We start from the raw sequence: 14,662 nt of genomic DNA, 5'->3' as shown, positions 1-14,662 counted from the left end.
CGCGCCCTTGCGCATTCGGATGAATGCACAAGGGCGCGAGAACAGGGTCTCCGCTCAGCCGCGGACGTTCAAACCGACCTTCTGGAACTCTTTCAGGTCGCTGTAACCGGTCTTGGCCATCGAACGACGCAGGCCGCCAACCAGATTCAGCGAACCGAACGGGTCGTTCGACGGACCGTTGAGCACCTGATCCAGCGGAACCCGCTCCTCGTCGACCGCGTACGGCAGCACCGCGCCCCGCGGCACCGAGGGGTGCGCGGCAGCCGACGGCCAGTACCAGCCGTTGCCCGGGGTCTCCCGCGCCATGGCCAGTGGCACACCCAGCATGACCGCGTCCGCGCCACAGGCGATGGCCTTGGCGATGTGACCGGAGGTCAGCGTCTCACCGTCGGCGATGACGTGCACGTAGCGGCCGCCGGTCTCGTCCAGGTAGTCGCGGCGCGCGGCCGCGGCGTCGGCGATGGCGGTCGCCATCGGCACCCCGATGCCGAGCACCTCACCGGTGGTGGTGGCGCCCTGCATGGAGCCGTAGCCGACGATGACGCCCGCCGCGCCCGTACGCATCAGGTGCAGCGCGGTGCGGTGATCGGACACGCCACCCGCCACCACCGGCACATCCAGCTCGGCGATGAAGGTCTTGAGGTTCAACGGCTCGCCGTCGCCCACGTGCTCGGCGGAGATGATGGTGCCGTGCACCACCAGCAGGTCGATGCCCGCCTGCACCAGCGCCGGGGTCAGCGCCCGCGCGTTCTGCGGGCTCACCCGCACCGCGGTGGTGACACCCGCGGCACGCACCTGCGCGACCGCGGCGGCCAGCAGATCGGGCTGCATGGGCGCGGCGTGCAGCTCCTGCAGCATCGCCACCGCGGCCTCGGTGCCCTGCTTCTCGCCGACCTCTGTCAGCTGCTGGATCTTCGCCGCCACATCGGCGTGCCGGGCCCACAGGCCCTCACCGTTGATGACGCCCAGACCGCCGGCCTTGCCCAGCTCGATGGCGAACTCCGGCGACACCAGCGCGTCGGTGGGGTGCGCCAGGAACGGGATCTCGAAGCGGTACGCGTCCAGCTGCCACGACAGCGACACCTGCTTGGACGAACGGGTCCGCCGGGACGGAACGATGTCGATATCGTCCAGTTCGTAGGTGCGCCGGGCGGTCCGGCCCATGCCGATCTCGACCATATCGCGCATCGTCAGTCCTCCTGTGTCTGATATGCCCGCCGCGTCGCTCCGGGCGGGCTCGCGGCGCTGGAGGTCTGGCTCTTCCTCCCTCCGCTCCTCCGCTTCGCTCGCCCGCTCCACTCAGTCCAGAACGAGACGCGCCGCGAACCCTGTGGGCGTTGGTATTTGCCGGTTATGTCCGGCTATGAACGGGTGGTGTAGTTGGGAGCCTCGACGGTCATGGTGATGTCGTGCGGGTGCGACTCCTTCAGGCCCGCCGCCGTGATCTGGACGAACTGCGCCGCCTGCAGATCGGTGATGCTCTGCGAACCGGTGTAGCCCATGGCCGCGCGCAGACCGCCCACCAGCTGGTGGATGACCTGATCCAGCGGGCCGCGGAAGGGCACCCGGCCCTCGATGCCCTCGGGCACCAGCTTCTTCTCCGACAGCACGTCGTCCTGGAAGTAGCGGTCCTTGGAGTACGACTTGGCCTCGCCGCGACCCTGCATGGCGCCCAGCGAACCCATACCGCGATAGCTCTTGAACTGCTTGCCGCCCACCAGAATCAGATCGCCCGGCGACTCGGCCGTACCGGCCAGCAGCGAACCCAGCATGACGGTCGACGCGCCGGCCGCGATGGCCTTGGCGATGTCACCGGAGTACTGCACACCGCCGTCGGCGATGACCGGCACACCATGCGGCTTGCAGGCCGCGACCGCCTCGAGGATCGCGGTGATCTGCGGCGCGCCGACACCGGCGACCACGCGGGTGGTGCAGATGGAGCCGGGGCCCACACCCACCTTCACCGCGTCCACGCCCGCCTCGACCAGCGCCAGCGCGCCGGCGCGGGTCGCGATATTGCCGCCGACGATCTGGACCCGGTCACCGACCTCGGCCTTGACCTTGGACACCATCTGCAGCACGCCCGACTGGTGACCGTGCGCGGTGTCCACGACGAGCACGTCCACACCGACCTCGGCCAGCGTCATGGCGCGCGCCCACGCGTCCTCGCCGACACCGACGGCCGCGCCGACGAGAAGTCGGCCGTCGCGGTCCTTGGTGGCGTTCGGGTACTGCTCGGTCTTGACGAAGTCCTTGACCGTGATGAGGCCGCGCAGCTTGCCGCTGCCGTCCACGATCGGGAGCTTCTCGATCTTGTGGCGGCGCAGCAGGCCCAGCGCGGCCTCGGCGGTGACGCCCTCCTGTGCGGTGATCAGCGGCGCCTTGGTCATCACCTCGGCGACCTTGCGATCCTGATCCACCTCGAACCGCATATCGCGGTTGGTGATGATGCCGACCAGCATGCCGCGCTCATCCACCACCGGCAGACCGGAGATGCGGAAGCGGGCACACATGGCGTCGACCTCGGCCAGCGTGTCATCGGGGCGGCAGGTCACCGGATCGGTCACCATGCCCGCCTCGGACCGCTTCACCGTCTCGGCCTGCGCGGCCTGCGCCTCCACCGACAGATTGCGGTGCAGCACGCCCATACCGCCCGCACGCGCCATGGCGATGGCCATGCGCGCCTCGGTGACGGTGTCCATGGCCGAACTCACCAGCGGGGTGCGCAGCGAGATGTCACGGGTCAGCTTGCTCGAAGTGTCGACCGAACTCGGGATCAGATCCGACGCGGCGGGCAACAACAGCACGTCGTCGAAGGTGAGGCCGAGCATGGCGATCTTGTTGGGATCGTCGCCGCCCGTATGGGGGCGGCCAGCGTTTCGTTCGCCCGTCACGGGACTGCTCATTCGGATCGACCCCTCCTGGACCTCGGCAACATCCACCGGACCGGGCACCGGTGGACGCGTGGATGAATGGCAATGCCGGCGATTGCTACCCGGCCTTTGGTCAACCATGGTATCGGTCCGCGAATTCCGGACCGCACCCGCGCCCGACCCGCCGTCAGCGGGGCTTACGGCCGGGTCTCCCGGGCCACGACCGCGGTGTCCGCACGGCCACAACGGCTGCGATTTGCCCGCCGTGCCATTACTGTGACGGCAGCCACGACATCCCCCGCGCCCGGTTCCGGCAACACCGTGACCGCTTGCGACAAGACTGTGCGCCGCACCACCAGCGAAGTGAGGGCAAATACCCTTCAGCGCTGGCGCACAGGGGGTGGTTCTGCGTACCGTGGGACTGTGCGTGACCATCTACCACCTGGCTTGCCGCCGGATCCGTTCGCCGGAGACCCCTCCGACCCGTCGGCCGCGCTCGATGCCATCGAGCCGGGGGAGCCGCTGGATCCTCATGAGCGCCTAGCGGTCGAAGAGGATCTCGCCGACCTCGCGGTCTACGAGGCGCTGCTGGCCCACCGCGGCATCCGCGGTCTCGTGGTCAGCTGCGAGGACTGCCGGCAGGATCATTACCACGACTGGGACATGTTGCGCGCCAACCTCCTCCAACTGCTGGTGGACGGCACGGTGCGACCGCACGAGCCCGCCTACGACCCGACGCCCGAGGCCTACGTCACCTGGGACTACTGCCGCGGTTACGCGGACGCTTCCATGAACGAGGCATTGCACGGCGACGGATTCGACGGGTTCGACGTCTGATTCATCGAAAAGGGCCTGCATCCCAAGGATGCAGGCCCTTTTCGCATGTGCCGTGAACGCTCGGTCCGCCCCGCGGACGTGAAAACCCGACCGGCGCACGACGATCGGGTGAAGCGGGGTGTGCTAGTGCGTTCCTGGCGCCGGGGCCGGCGGCACGACGGGGCCGCCGGTCGGCAGGATCGTCGGGATGACAGGCACCACGGCCGAGGGCTTTTCGGCCGTCGGCTGCTGGGTCGGCTGCACGCCACCACCAGTCGTGCCGCCACCGGTATTGCCTCCGGTCGGAACGGCCACGCTCGTGTTCCCGCCGCCACCGGTCGGGGGCACGACCGGCGATTCGGTTTCCTGCGGCAGGGACGGCAGCGTGGTCACCGGCGGAATGACCGGCACGGTCGAAACACCGCCTCCGGTGCCCGGATTCGGGCTGGGCGGAGTCTCGGCCGACCGCGGATCGAAGGTCGTCGACGGCGTGCCGTCCGCCTTGGTCGGCGGAACCACCGGCGGCACCGGCGCATTCGACGTGGCCGTCACGACCGGCACCTTGGTGGTGGTGCTGGCCGGGGCGATCGACGCCAAGGAGTTGGCGACCTCGGGAGCCTTCTGCTGCAGCACCGCGTACAGCTGCTGCCAGCGGTCGGTCAGACTGTCCTTCTTGCCGGAGTCGTTGACCTGGGACGCGTTATCGGCCGCACGCTCCATCAGCGGCTTGGCCTCCTCGGCCTTGCCCTGCGCGATGAGCTGCTGCGCCTGCTCCAGATCGTTGTCCGCACGCGAGACAACCGTGGACTGGGCCTGCTCGCTGAACACGACCTCCTTGACCCGCCACAGCGGATCACCGGGACTCGCATTGTAGGAGAACGCCGTCAGACCTCCGATGACCAATGCCATGGCCGCCGCCGCACCCAGAATGGGCCGGACGAGCCGCAGTCGCCCACGATTCGACGCGCCGATTCTCGCTTGGCGCGCGCCGATCTCCTGGTTGACCGCGGCGACAATGACATCCAGGTCCGGTCCGGCCGGCAACGGCTCGGCCATGATCTCCGCGCGCCAGTCCGCCAGCAAGGCGGCGAGCTGATACTCCTCCGAAGTGCCCGTCTGTACGGGACCATCGCCGGAGATGGCGTCGATCAGGGCATCGTCGCGTCGCACCGCGGCGATGTCCACCGGCCCGGTTTCACCGGACGCCTCGGCGTAGGGACCGCTGTTCTGCGATCCAGGTCGCGCCTTCCAGTCGCCCCGACCGCGCTCGCCATCCCTAGCCATACATTTCACCTGCCCTCGCCACTTGAGACTTGAGTTTCGCGAGTGCCCGGTGCTGGGCGACTCGTATAGCACCCGCCGTACTGCCCACGGCGACTGCAGTTTCTTCAGCCGACAGACCCATGACCAGGCGAAGGATCAGGATTTCTCGATGCTTCTCCGGCAATGTCGCCAACAGAGCGTTCATCTGTCGGCTCGTTTCGGATTCGAGAGCTCGCTGCTCCGGTCCCTGGTCGGTGGATATGACATCCGGTACTTCGGCCATGGCGTCCGCCTTGTTACGGGCGGAATTTCTGTGGGCGTCCGCGACCTTGTGCGAGGCGATGCCGTAGACGAAAGCCATGAACGGCCGACCCTGATCCTGGTACCTGGGGAGGGCGGTCATGACGGCCAGGCAAACCTCCTGCGCGACGTCGTCAGCGGAGAGTTGGCCGCGTTCGGCCGATCCGATGCGCGCACGGCAATACCGCACCACGAGGGGGCGGATGCTCACCAGTACCTGGGAAAGGGCCGCCCGGTCGCCCTGCGCTGCGGCAGCGACGACTGCGGGATCCAACTCCTCACCCGTTGTGTTCATCGTCAGAGCTGTTCCTGGCGTTTACGAGAGTGGCACGGCGGCGGGAGAGCCGGTGCTTCCGCGGAGGGGCGGAACGGTCCAACAATAGCGGCTGACGCATTCATGCCAGGCGTTACGGGGTCGTTCTCGGGGACGACTCAGGGAAGTCCCGGGGGGCGCTCAGGGATGACCGAGAAGGCCGCTGGCCGAACGCAATCGCCCACCGCGAGCAGCCAGCAACCGCGCGCACTCGGCGGCCACGATCGCGCCGTCACCACCGGGTTCGACGCCGGAGCGGAGCATGGCGCAGGCCCAGCGCAACGGCAGCAGCTCGTGTTCGACGCAGGCGCGATCGACTTCGGTTGCGAGAGCCCGGGATCGATCGAGGTCGCCCGCGGCGGCGCTGGCGGCGGCCAGAAGTAGCCGGGATTTCACTCGATGCCGCAGCGAGGGCGAGTTTTCCGCCAGCGCGAGAGCGGCCTCGGCGTGCGCCAGAGCGGGATCGGCCGGGGCCGGGCGAGCGCCGGCGGCGAAGTCCGCCCCGGGGACGGAGATCAAACCGGAGCCGGGAGCCGACAGCGCCGTCTCGGCAGCCACCCAGTGCAGCCGGACACGCGGGCGCCACGCGGTCGCGGCATCTGTCAGATGAACGTCGAGATATTTGCGGCAACGATCCAGCAGCCGGGCGGCAAGCGCCGGGCGGAGGGTGCCGAGAGCGTCGGCGGCGAGTCCGGTCAACGCATCGCAAACCGCTTCGGCGCGCCGGATTTCCGCCGGGGTGCGGGCGGGAACGGAGACCGCGCCGCGCGAATGCGAGGGATCGGCGGCGACCGCGGGCAGGGCGAGGGCGGCCGCGCGGCCGTCGGCGACCGAGGCGTCGCCGTGCCAGCCGAGCTGGCGCAGCAGGGAGGCCTCGGTGCTGTGGGTGAGCGAGAGCAGAGCGGGGTCGGCGGTCCAACGGCGGGCGCGCCGGAGCTCGACGCGCGCGGCGGCATAGTGCCCGATTCCACTGAGCGAGACTGATCGCAGCCAGGATTCGGCGGCATCGGTGGCGGCGGGCAACCCGGTGGCAGCGCGTTCGGGGGTGGAACCGAAGGCGGCGTCGGCGAGTTCGGAGTTCACTTCGAGCACAGGCACAGCCGCACTGTAACCAGTGCCGGGACGAGTGCGGGCAGCTGCCATACCACAGCGAGTCAGCTACCTATCAGCATTCACCAGCGCCATTGTGTTTCCACTCCGTAAATCTGTTCTCGCTATCGCCTAGCACGCCCGTAAAGAATTCGTATGGCGTTTCCCGCTATTAACCAGATCGCCGCGAGGCGGCCATCTGTACCCTACTCAGGGTGAGATGTCCAATGGCTGAGATCACTCTGATCGAGAGGCTTGCATAGATCGGGCGACGGGCGCCGATCCCCGAAAAGCCGCTGCTACCTGGTGTTTTATCCAGTCCGATGGGCTATCACAGGTTGGTCACGATGCTGGGCAACCGATCAGTATCACCACAGGCAGGGGGCTTTGTAAATAGCGAGGATGTTAATTCTCTAATGTGCAGGTATTCGGCTCGAGTCGAATGAAGCTATTGACTCGAATTCGTTGTCCGACCTAACGTACGTCATCGCCGTCGTTGGCGTCGTGTTGAATTGCGGAGCCTACGAAGTGCGATCGCCGGGCCACGGCGATGCGGCCACCTGTTTGCCACCAGCACCGCTCGACAATGCCGACGAGCTCGCACCATGAGGAGTTCACCTTGCCTATGCCGACCCACCTCCCAGGTCCGAACGCCGATGTCTGGGATTGGCAGATGCGCGGATCCTGCCGCGGCCAGGACTCCGCGGTGTTCTTCCACCCCGACGGCGAACGCGGCCGTGCCCGGGCGCAACGCGAGCTACGCGCCAAGGAGATCTGCAAGTCCTGCCCGGTGCTGCTGCAGTGCCGGTCGCACGCCCTGAAGGTCAGCGAGCCGTACGGCATCTGGGGCGGAATGTCCGAGACCGAGCGCGAGCTACACGCGCGTCGCAATCGCCGGCGGATCGTCGCCTGATCCACCTCTTCCGCGTTCCGGGCAAACTCGCGTGACTGGTGCTCACCAGCGGTGTCACTGAGGCGAGCGACTGGGCGGGCTCGAGATTCCTCCCATCCGACCGCGATGGCGTGCCGAATGTCTAGCAAACACCCGGCACCGTTCCGGGGGTCAACTGGAACCGGCACGTCATGGCATGTCTCGCATGTCGCGAATGCGACGTTTCGGTCAAACTGGAAAGCCCCTGTGCCACAGTCTCTTTGCCGATACCCCCACGCGAGAGGAGGTTATAGCGGCACGCTACCCTCGTGGCCGATGACACAGAACGGAGCGTTGTGACAACGCGGCCGCCTGCCGCAGAGGGCGACTCGTTCCAGAGTTCGAGGGACGGACGGGCGGATACGCCCAGCGTGGACTCTGCGGTGACGGCGCGCGCAGCCGAAAGTCTCGAACTCGCCGCACTTCTCGAGCGTTGCGGGCAGTCGGATCAGCAGGCGTTCGCCGAGCTGTACGACCGCACCAGCGCACGAGTGTTCGGCCTCGTCCTACGCGTGCTCCATGATCCGGGCTACGCGGAGGAGACCACGCAGGAGGTCTACCTCCAGATCTGGCGTACGGCAGCCAACTTCGATCCCGCCAAGGGTTCGGCCGTCACCTGGTTGATGACGCTGGCCCATCGGCGCGCGGTCGACCGGGTTCGCGCCGAGCAGGCTCATGCCCTGCGCGAAGTCGCTTACGGGACCAGCACGCTCGGCAACGAGTTCGACGAGGTCACCGAGGAGGTCGGGCGGCGGCTGGAACAGCAGGCGGTGCTCGCCGGCTTGGCGACGTTGACGGAGACGCAACGGGAAGCCATCTCCCTCGCGTACTTCGGCGGACGGACGTATGCCGAGGTCGCGGCCCATTTGGGCGTAGGGCTACCTACCGTTAAGTCCCGTATACGGGATGGATTGACACGACTCAAGAAAAGTTTGGGAGTGACGTGAGATGAACGAAAGCCAGATCGATCTCGCGCACACTGTCGCGCTCGGATCGATCGGCGACGAAGATCAGCGCGCAGTGGCGGACCTTTTGGCTACCGACAACCCCGTACTGCGCGCCGCCTTCACCCAGGAAGTGCAGCAGACCCGAGAAGCTCTCACGCTGGCTGCGTCCGCGGTGGCCGTACCGCCACCGCCCGCGCTCCGCGATCGTCTTCTCGCCGCGATAGCCACGGACCAGGCAACGCCGAACACGATTCACCGCTCCCACCCCGATCTCCACCACGGAAACGACCTCTCCGCCAGTCCGATTCACGACTGAGAGCTCATTTCCCGAGGTAAGAGTCCAGAACCCGTCACGCCCGCGAGACCTCGTCGCCTGGCACCTTTTCAGGTCGCCCGACCGGTTTCGGTTGCACGCTTTGCCGGTAAGGACCGATTCGAATGCGATTCCTCAGCATCCTCGTCCGCCCTTACCTGCGAGGAGTCCTCGCGGGCCTGGCCGCCATCACCCTGGTGATCGCGGGCCTCTACGTCTTCGCCGACTCCCGCACCGGCGACCTCCGGGACCTCTCCCCCGCGACCCCGCTCCCGCCGGTCTCCGGCCCGCTCGGCCCGAACTGGCTGACGCCGTCACCGGCCGACCCCTACCTCGCGCCCACGGCGACCATCTCCCCGTCGCGCTGACCCGCGCCCGAAAACCGGTGCGGCCCCGGATGTCCGGGCTGATACGGTGCGACGGACGGATTCGGTTCGGGGGACGGAACTTTCATGGAAATGCGGGCATTGCGCGAATTCGCGCGGGGGCTGACGACTGCCGCGGAGGTCGAGTCGTTCACCTCCGGTGACGGCGTGTGGCTGCCACCCGAGGTGCGGGCCGAGATCGCCGAGGTGCAATCCGGGACAACGCCTTCGGACCTGACCGCGGGCGTGGTGTCACTCCGCAATCTGATGCCGGGCGGGGATCTCTTCCACAGCGGGCTGCTGGCGCTGCTGTGCGGCACCATGGTCGAGCGTGGGGCCGATCCCGGCGCGGCCATCGACGCCACGCTGGAACTGCTGATCCGGCAACTGGACGCGCTCGCGGCCGAGCCGGACGAATCGACGCGCGCCGCAGCCCAATTGACCATCCCCGCCGCCATGACCATGCTGGCCCGCTCCAAGGAGACCCGGAAACGCTGGCATGCCCGGCCGGAGCTGATGGACCGGCTCGATCGGCTCGAGGCGGACGACCTCGTCCCCGGCTGGCTGCGCGAGGTCTTCACCCTGCACGACGATCAGCCCCTGCTGGTCCTGGACCCGAAGACCCGGCGCGCCTTCGAATTCCGGCTGACCGGCGTCCGCGATGTCCTCTACCACGTCTACGCGCTGCTGCAGGACGCCCTGCTGCGGCACACGGGCCCCGGCTATCTCGACGCCGAACCCGTGGACCCGCTGGCGGTCCGCTACGCCCGCAACGACCGGCTCGGGCCCGAGGACTACGCGGTCGCCGCCGCCCTCGGCGACCATCAGCGCTTCGGCTTCGGGTATCCCGGCGTCGCCTACATGCCCGGCTCCGGCTGCCTGGACGAGCTGCCCACCCTGGACGGCGTCCCGCTGCTCACCGTGGCCCCCAAGGGAATCCACGTCGGATGGCGGCCGTCGAACATGTACGGCGTCATTCACGAGGCCCTCACCTCCTCGGTGGACCTGACCCGCGAACTGCCCACCCCGGAAGCCGCGAGCCTGCTCGCCCGCTGCGGTCTCGGCTGATCCGCGGCGGGTCCGCGTGGCCCGAAAAGGACAGCGGCGCAATGCGGTCCGGCCGGAGAAACGACTCGGAGAAACGGCAGGCCCCCGGACACCTGGTGTCCGGGGGCCTGATCCGACGTCAGCGAAGCTGGGTCAGTGGGCGTGGCCGTGGTGCGCGTCGGCCGGCTCCTCGACGGGCTTCTCGACGATCGCGGACTCGGTGGTGAGCACCATCCGCGCCACCGAGGTGGCGTTCTCCACCGCGGAGCGGGTGACCTTCACCGGGTCGATGACGCCCTCGGCGACCAGGTCGCCGTAGGTGAGGGTGGCGGCGTTGAAGCCGTCCTTGCCATCGGACACCTTGGACACGACGACCGCGCCGTCGACGCCGGCGTTGCTGGCGATCCAGAACAGCGGCGACAGCAGGGCCTGACGCACGACCTCGACGCCGACCGCCTCGTCACCGGAGAGCGAGTCGCGCAGAGCGGGCAACGTGGCCGCAGCCTGCACCAGGGCGGTGCCGCCGCCGGGGACGATGCCCTCGGCGACCGCGGCCTTGGCCGAGGCGACCGCGTCCTCGACGCGGTACTTGCGCTCCTTGAGCTCGGTCTCGGTGGCAGCGCCGACCCTGATGACGGCGACGCCGCCGGCCAGCTTGGCCAGGCGCTCTTCCAGCTTCTCGCGGTCCCAGTCGGAGTCGGTGTTCTCGATCTCCTTGCGCAGCTGCGCAACCCGGCCGTCGATGTCGGCCTGTGAGCCGGCGCCCTCGACGATGGTGGTCTCGTCCTTGGTGACCACGATGCGGCGGGCCTTGCCCAGCACGTCCAGGCCGGCGTCACGCAGGGTGATGCCCAGGTCCGGGTTGACCACGGTGCCGCCGGTGACGATGGCCAGGTCGTCCAGGAACGCCTTGCGGCGATCACCGAAGAACGGGGCCTTCACGGCGACGACCTTGAGGGTCTTGCGGATCGCGTTGACCACCAGGGTGGACAGCGCCTCGCCGTCGACGTCCTCGGCGATGATGACGACCGGCTTGCCCGACTCGGCGATCTTCTCCAGCAGCGGCAGCAGGTCCGGCAGGGAGCTGATCTTCTCGCGGTTCAGCAGGATCCACACGTCCTCGTAGACCGCCTGCATGGTCTCCGGGTCGGTGACGAAATACGGGGACAGGTAGCCCTTGTCGAACTGCACGCCCTCGGTGATGGCGACCTCGGTCTGCAGACCCGAGGACTCCTCGATGGTGACGACGCCGTCCTTGCCGACCTTGGTCAGCGCCTCGGCGACCAGCGCGCCGATCTCCTCGTCGCGCGAGGACACGGTGGCGACCTGCGCGATGGACTTCTCGCCGGACACCGGGGTGGCGGCGGCGTGCAGGGCGGCGGCGACCGCGTCGGCGGCCTTGCTCATACCCCTGCCCAGGGTCATCGGGTTGGCGCCCGCTGCGATGTTCTTCAGGCCGCCCTTGATGAGGGCCTGCGCCAGCACGGTGGCGGTGGTGGTGCCGTCACCGGCGACATCGTTGGTCTTGGTGGCGACGCTCTTGACCAGCTGCGCACCGAGGTTCTCGAACGGGTCCTCGAGGTCGATGTCGCGGGCGATGGTCACGCCGTCGTTGGTGACGGTCGGGCCGCCGAAGGCCTTGGCCAGCACCACGTGCCGGCCGCGCGGGCCGAGGGTGACCTTGACGGCGTCGGCGAGCTTGTCGACGCCGCGCTCCATCGCGCGACGTGCCCTCTCGTCGAATTCGATCTGCTTTGCCATGTACCTACTCCTGTGAAGGTCCGGGGCGAACGCACTCCGCCCCGGGTCGGTTGCTGTTGTTCGCAGCGGCGACGCCGGGGCGGAAAAGCGTTGGCCTGTCGACTACTTGGTGACGACGGCCAGCAGGTCGCGCGCCGAGAGGATCAGGTACTCGGCGCCGTTGTACTTGATCTCGGTGCCGCCGTACTTGCTGTAGATGACGACGTCGCCTTCCTTGACGTCCAGCGGAATCCGCTTCTCGCCGTCCTCGTCCCAGCGACCCGGGCCCACGGCGATGACGGTGCCCTCCTGGGGCTTCTCCTTCGCCGTGTCGGGGATGACCAGGCCGGAGGCGGTCGTCGTCTCGGCCTCGTTGGCCTGGACGAGGATCTTGTCCTCGAGCGGCTTGATGTTCACGCTCGCCACGTTGAGCCCTCCACTTTCAGGGGATTCTTCGCGCCCGGGGCTGTTCCCCGGACTCACGGTTTCGGTCATGTGTGACCCTGCGCAATCAGCCCCGTCGTCGCGGGTGCCGGGACCCCTGCGTAGTAGTCGAAACTGGCACCTGAACACGCACAGTGCCAACTAGCACTCTATACATGGGAGTGCCAGCGCTCAAGGCAAGGGGCTGCTACAAGACCACCCGTGTTCGCGGCCCGCCTCGGCCTGGACCGACGGAGTGGGGAGCGAAGCGGAGGAGCGGAGCCTGGAAGGCCGCGGTACCGGCTCCATCGACCTGCATCTTTGGCCGCGAACCCGCCCGGAGCGAAGGTGCGGGCGAACCGAACACGACTCGCCGACGCGACGGCCCGGGAATCTGAGGGCTTCCAAAGAAATCCGAAAATCTGTAACGTTCGGATAACGGATTGTGACACCATTGACGACGGCCACGCGGCGAGACCGAATCGGACCCGTCACGCGCCCCGTCGAGAGTTTCATAACTGCTTCACCCCACTAACCGTGCGGCAACCAGTGCGCGCGGGCTCGAGAAGAGAGCAAGACCCCAAGTGATCAGTGGCAGGTCCGGATGCCCCATCGGACAAGGGCCCGCCGCGATCCGTAGCTCGGAGACGTCCGCTACCCATTGGGCGCGTCCGGAGTCCGTTCGAGATGGTCGTCTCCACCCGGACCATCCGCTCGAAGGGAGGTGAACATGCGAACATCCCTCGGTATCTCCGCCGGGAGCGAGGTGGTGTGCTCGGCGACGGTCGCCACCGCGCCCAATGGCGCCCAGCACTTCGACTACCGCGTCGTCACGGCCGACACCGCCCACTCCGACCTCGGTGATCTGGTGGCGTCCTCGATCGAATTGATGACCACCCAGATTCCGCGCGACAGCGTACATCCGGTCGGCGCCCATCCGGTCGCCCGCACCAACGGCCACCGCGAGCCCGACTCGACGCCGCCCGGTGACATCGCAGTCGCCTACCGGGACCGGGAGCAGGCCCAGATCATCCGCTCGGCCATCGGCCGCCAGCGGCACGGCGTGCAGCTCATCCCGGAGAGCATCGCGGCCCTGGCCTATCTGCGGCACACGGGCCTGCTGGACCGCTGGAACACGATCGCCGTCATCGACATCGGGGCCACCGGCACCACGGTCACCGTGGCCGACCACGCCGACGACTCGGTGCTGCGCAGCGAGCGCACCACCGCCATCAGCGGCAACGCCATCGACGAACTGATCCTGCAGCACCTGCTGGACTGCCACCTGTCCCGCCGCGGCATCCGCCCCAACCGGGGCATCCTGCTCAACCGCAGCCGGGCCGCCAAGGAGCACCTGTCGGTGGTCCCGGCGGTCACCATCGACCATGTGGCCGGGCAGCCGCTCAAGTTGACCCGGGTGGACTTCGAGGAGATCGTCGCCGACCTGCTGCACGAGCTGGCGGTGTTCTCCCGCGCGGTGTTCGCGCGCGCCCCGAAGTTCCCGGAAGCGGTCGCCGTGATCGGTGGCGGCGCCAATGTGCCGATCATGGTGGTCGGGCTGGAACGCCAGCTCGACGTGCCGGTCGTCACCGTGCCGGAACCGGAGGCCGCGATCGCGAAAGGCGCGGCGCTGGTGGCGGATTCGACCACGTCGAGCAGTGCCTTCCCGGTGATCGGCCTGGGCTCGGACGCGCCGATCGGCACCTTCACCAAGCTGGCCGGCACCCTCGCCGGCGCGATCGTGGTGGTCGGCCTGATCGTCGGGTACGGGGTCAAGGAGTTCGTGATCCCGGAGCCGCAGCAGACGCACTACTCGCCCTCCACCACCGGCCCACAGCAGCCGAGCACTACAGCCACCATGCCGCCGGGCACCTCCAAGGGCTCGCTCAGCCCGACACCCGGGCAGACCAGCCGCACCACGGCCGCCGCGCCGCCGGCCCAGAGCGGTTCGGCCACCGGCGCTCCCGCGGTGCCGGGCAGCAGTATCGCGCCGCCGCCGCTGCGTCCCGATCCGGACCTACCCCAGATCCCGTTCCCGGCGGATTTCCCCCGCCTGCTCGGCCCGCTGCTCGGCACCTCCCTGCCGACGGTGGAAGCGGAGCCGCACGGCTCGGTCACCCCGCGCACGCCGACGAAGTCGGGCAGCGCGAACGGCGGTGGCACAGGCACACTGGTCCGCCCCGCGAACTAGACGACAACACCTACTCACCGCGACCGGAGTCGAAACACCGGTCGCGGTCGC

The 14,662-nt window shown here is 68.3% G+C and carries 14 protein-coding genes; 7 read left to right on the top strand and 7 right to left on the bottom strand.

What is annotated here, in order from left to right:
* Positions 1-54: 54 nt before the first annotated feature.
* Both ON33_RS04860 and guaB read right to left on the bottom strand, forming a co-directional pair.
* The gene (locus tag ON33_RS04860; protein WP_040855556.1) at positions 55-1,188 is read right to left on the bottom strand and encodes a GuaB3 family IMP dehydrogenase-related protein; all 1,134 of its coding nucleotides are present in this window, start codon (positions 1,186-1,188) and stop codon (positions 55-57) included.
* Between the two features lie 173 nt (positions 1,189-1,361).
* A complete protein-coding gene (gene guaB, locus ON33_RS04855; protein WP_051151639.1) occupies positions 1,362-2,906 on the bottom strand; it encodes an IMP dehydrogenase in 1,545 nt (514 codons plus the stop codon).
* A gap of 390 nt (positions 2,907-3,296) precedes the next feature.
* On the opposite strand from guaB, the gene ON33_RS04850 reads away from it, so the two are divergent.
* Entirely contained in the window at positions 3,297-3,710 is a 414-nt protein-coding gene (locus ON33_RS04850; RefSeq protein ID WP_029923780.1) for a DUF5319 domain-containing protein, read from the top strand.
* Between the two features lie 123 nt (positions 3,711-3,833).
* Here ON33_RS04850 and ON33_RS04845 read toward each other — a convergent pair whose 3' ends face one another.
* The 3 genes from ON33_RS04845 to ON33_RS04835 form a co-directional block, all read right to left on the bottom strand.
* Complete coding sequence (locus ON33_RS04845; RefSeq protein WP_040855553.1) at positions 3,834-4,973, bottom strand: anti-sigma-D factor RsdA; 1,140 nt, start codon at positions 4,971-4,973, stop codon at positions 3,834-3,836.
* Entirely contained in the window at positions 4,966-5,547 is a 582-nt protein-coding gene (locus tag ON33_RS04840; RefSeq protein ID WP_040855551.1) for a sigma-70 family RNA polymerase sigma factor, read from the bottom strand. The genes ON33_RS04845 and ON33_RS04840 overlap by 8 nt, the downstream gene beginning before the upstream one ends.
* 159 nt (positions 5,548-5,706) lie before the next feature.
* Entirely contained in the window at positions 5,707-6,663 is a 957-nt protein-coding gene (locus ON33_RS04835) for a hypothetical protein (protein ID WP_085996671.1), read from the bottom strand.
* Between the two features lie 610 nt (positions 6,664-7,273).
* Here ON33_RS04835 and ON33_RS04830 point away from each other — a divergent pair.
* The 5 genes from ON33_RS04830 (at position 7,274) to ON33_RS04810 (ending at position 10,278) form a co-directional block, all read left to right on the top strand.
* Positions 7,274-7,567, top strand: coding sequence for a WhiB family transcriptional regulator (locus tag ON33_RS04830; RefSeq protein WP_040855647.1), 294 nt, complete (start codon positions 7,274-7,276; stop codon positions 7,565-7,567).
* Positions 7,568-7,956: 389 nt separating this feature from the next.
* Positions 7,957-8,532 (top strand): sigma-70 family RNA polymerase sigma factor, encoded by a 576-nt coding sequence (locus ON33_RS04825; RefSeq protein WP_040855547.1) that lies wholly within the window; start codon positions 7,957-7,959, stop codon positions 8,530-8,532.
* Between the two features lies 1 nt (position 8,533).
* Positions 8,534-8,848: an RskA family anti-sigma factor gene (locus ON33_RS04820; RefSeq protein ID WP_245550303.1), complete on the top strand. Its 315-nt coding sequence runs from the start codon at positions 8,534-8,536 to the stop codon at positions 8,846-8,848.
* Positions 8,849-8,970: 122 nt separating this feature from the next.
* Complete coding sequence (locus ON33_RS04815; protein ID WP_040855544.1) at positions 8,971-9,213, top strand: hypothetical protein; 243 nt, start codon at positions 8,971-8,973, stop codon at positions 9,211-9,213.
* Between the two features lie 84 nt (positions 9,214-9,297).
* Positions 9,298-10,278, top strand: coding sequence for a hypothetical protein (locus ON33_RS04810; protein WP_040855541.1), 981 nt, complete (start codon positions 9,298-9,300; stop codon positions 10,276-10,278).
* Positions 10,279-10,410: 132 nt separating this feature from the next.
* On the opposite strand, the gene groL is transcribed toward ON33_RS04810, so the two are convergent.
* Entirely contained in the window at positions 10,411-12,018 is a 1,608-nt protein-coding gene (gene groL / locus ON33_RS04805; protein ID WP_040855539.1) for a chaperonin GroEL, read from the bottom strand.
* 102 nt (positions 12,019-12,120) lie between these two features.
* Positions 12,121-12,423 (bottom strand): co-chaperone GroES, encoded by a 303-nt coding sequence (gene groES / locus ON33_RS04800; protein ID WP_040855536.1) that lies wholly within the window; start codon positions 12,421-12,423, stop codon positions 12,121-12,123.
* Between the two features lie 727 nt (positions 12,424-13,150).
* Between groES and ON33_RS04795 the strand changes: the two genes are divergently transcribed.
* The gene (locus tag ON33_RS04795) at positions 13,151-14,611 is read left to right on the top strand and encodes a DUF7159 family protein (protein ID WP_051151637.1); all 1,461 of its coding nucleotides are present in this window, start codon (positions 13,151-13,153) and stop codon (positions 14,609-14,611) included.
* The last annotated feature ends 51 nt before the right edge of the window (positions 14,612-14,662 follow it).

This window comes from Nocardia niigatensis NBRC 100131, assembly GCF_000308655.1.
GTDB lineage: Bacteria > Actinomycetota > Actinomycetes > Mycobacteriales > Mycobacteriaceae > Nocardia > Nocardia niigatensis.
This window is presented reverse-complemented; position numbering and strand designations above follow the sequence as displayed.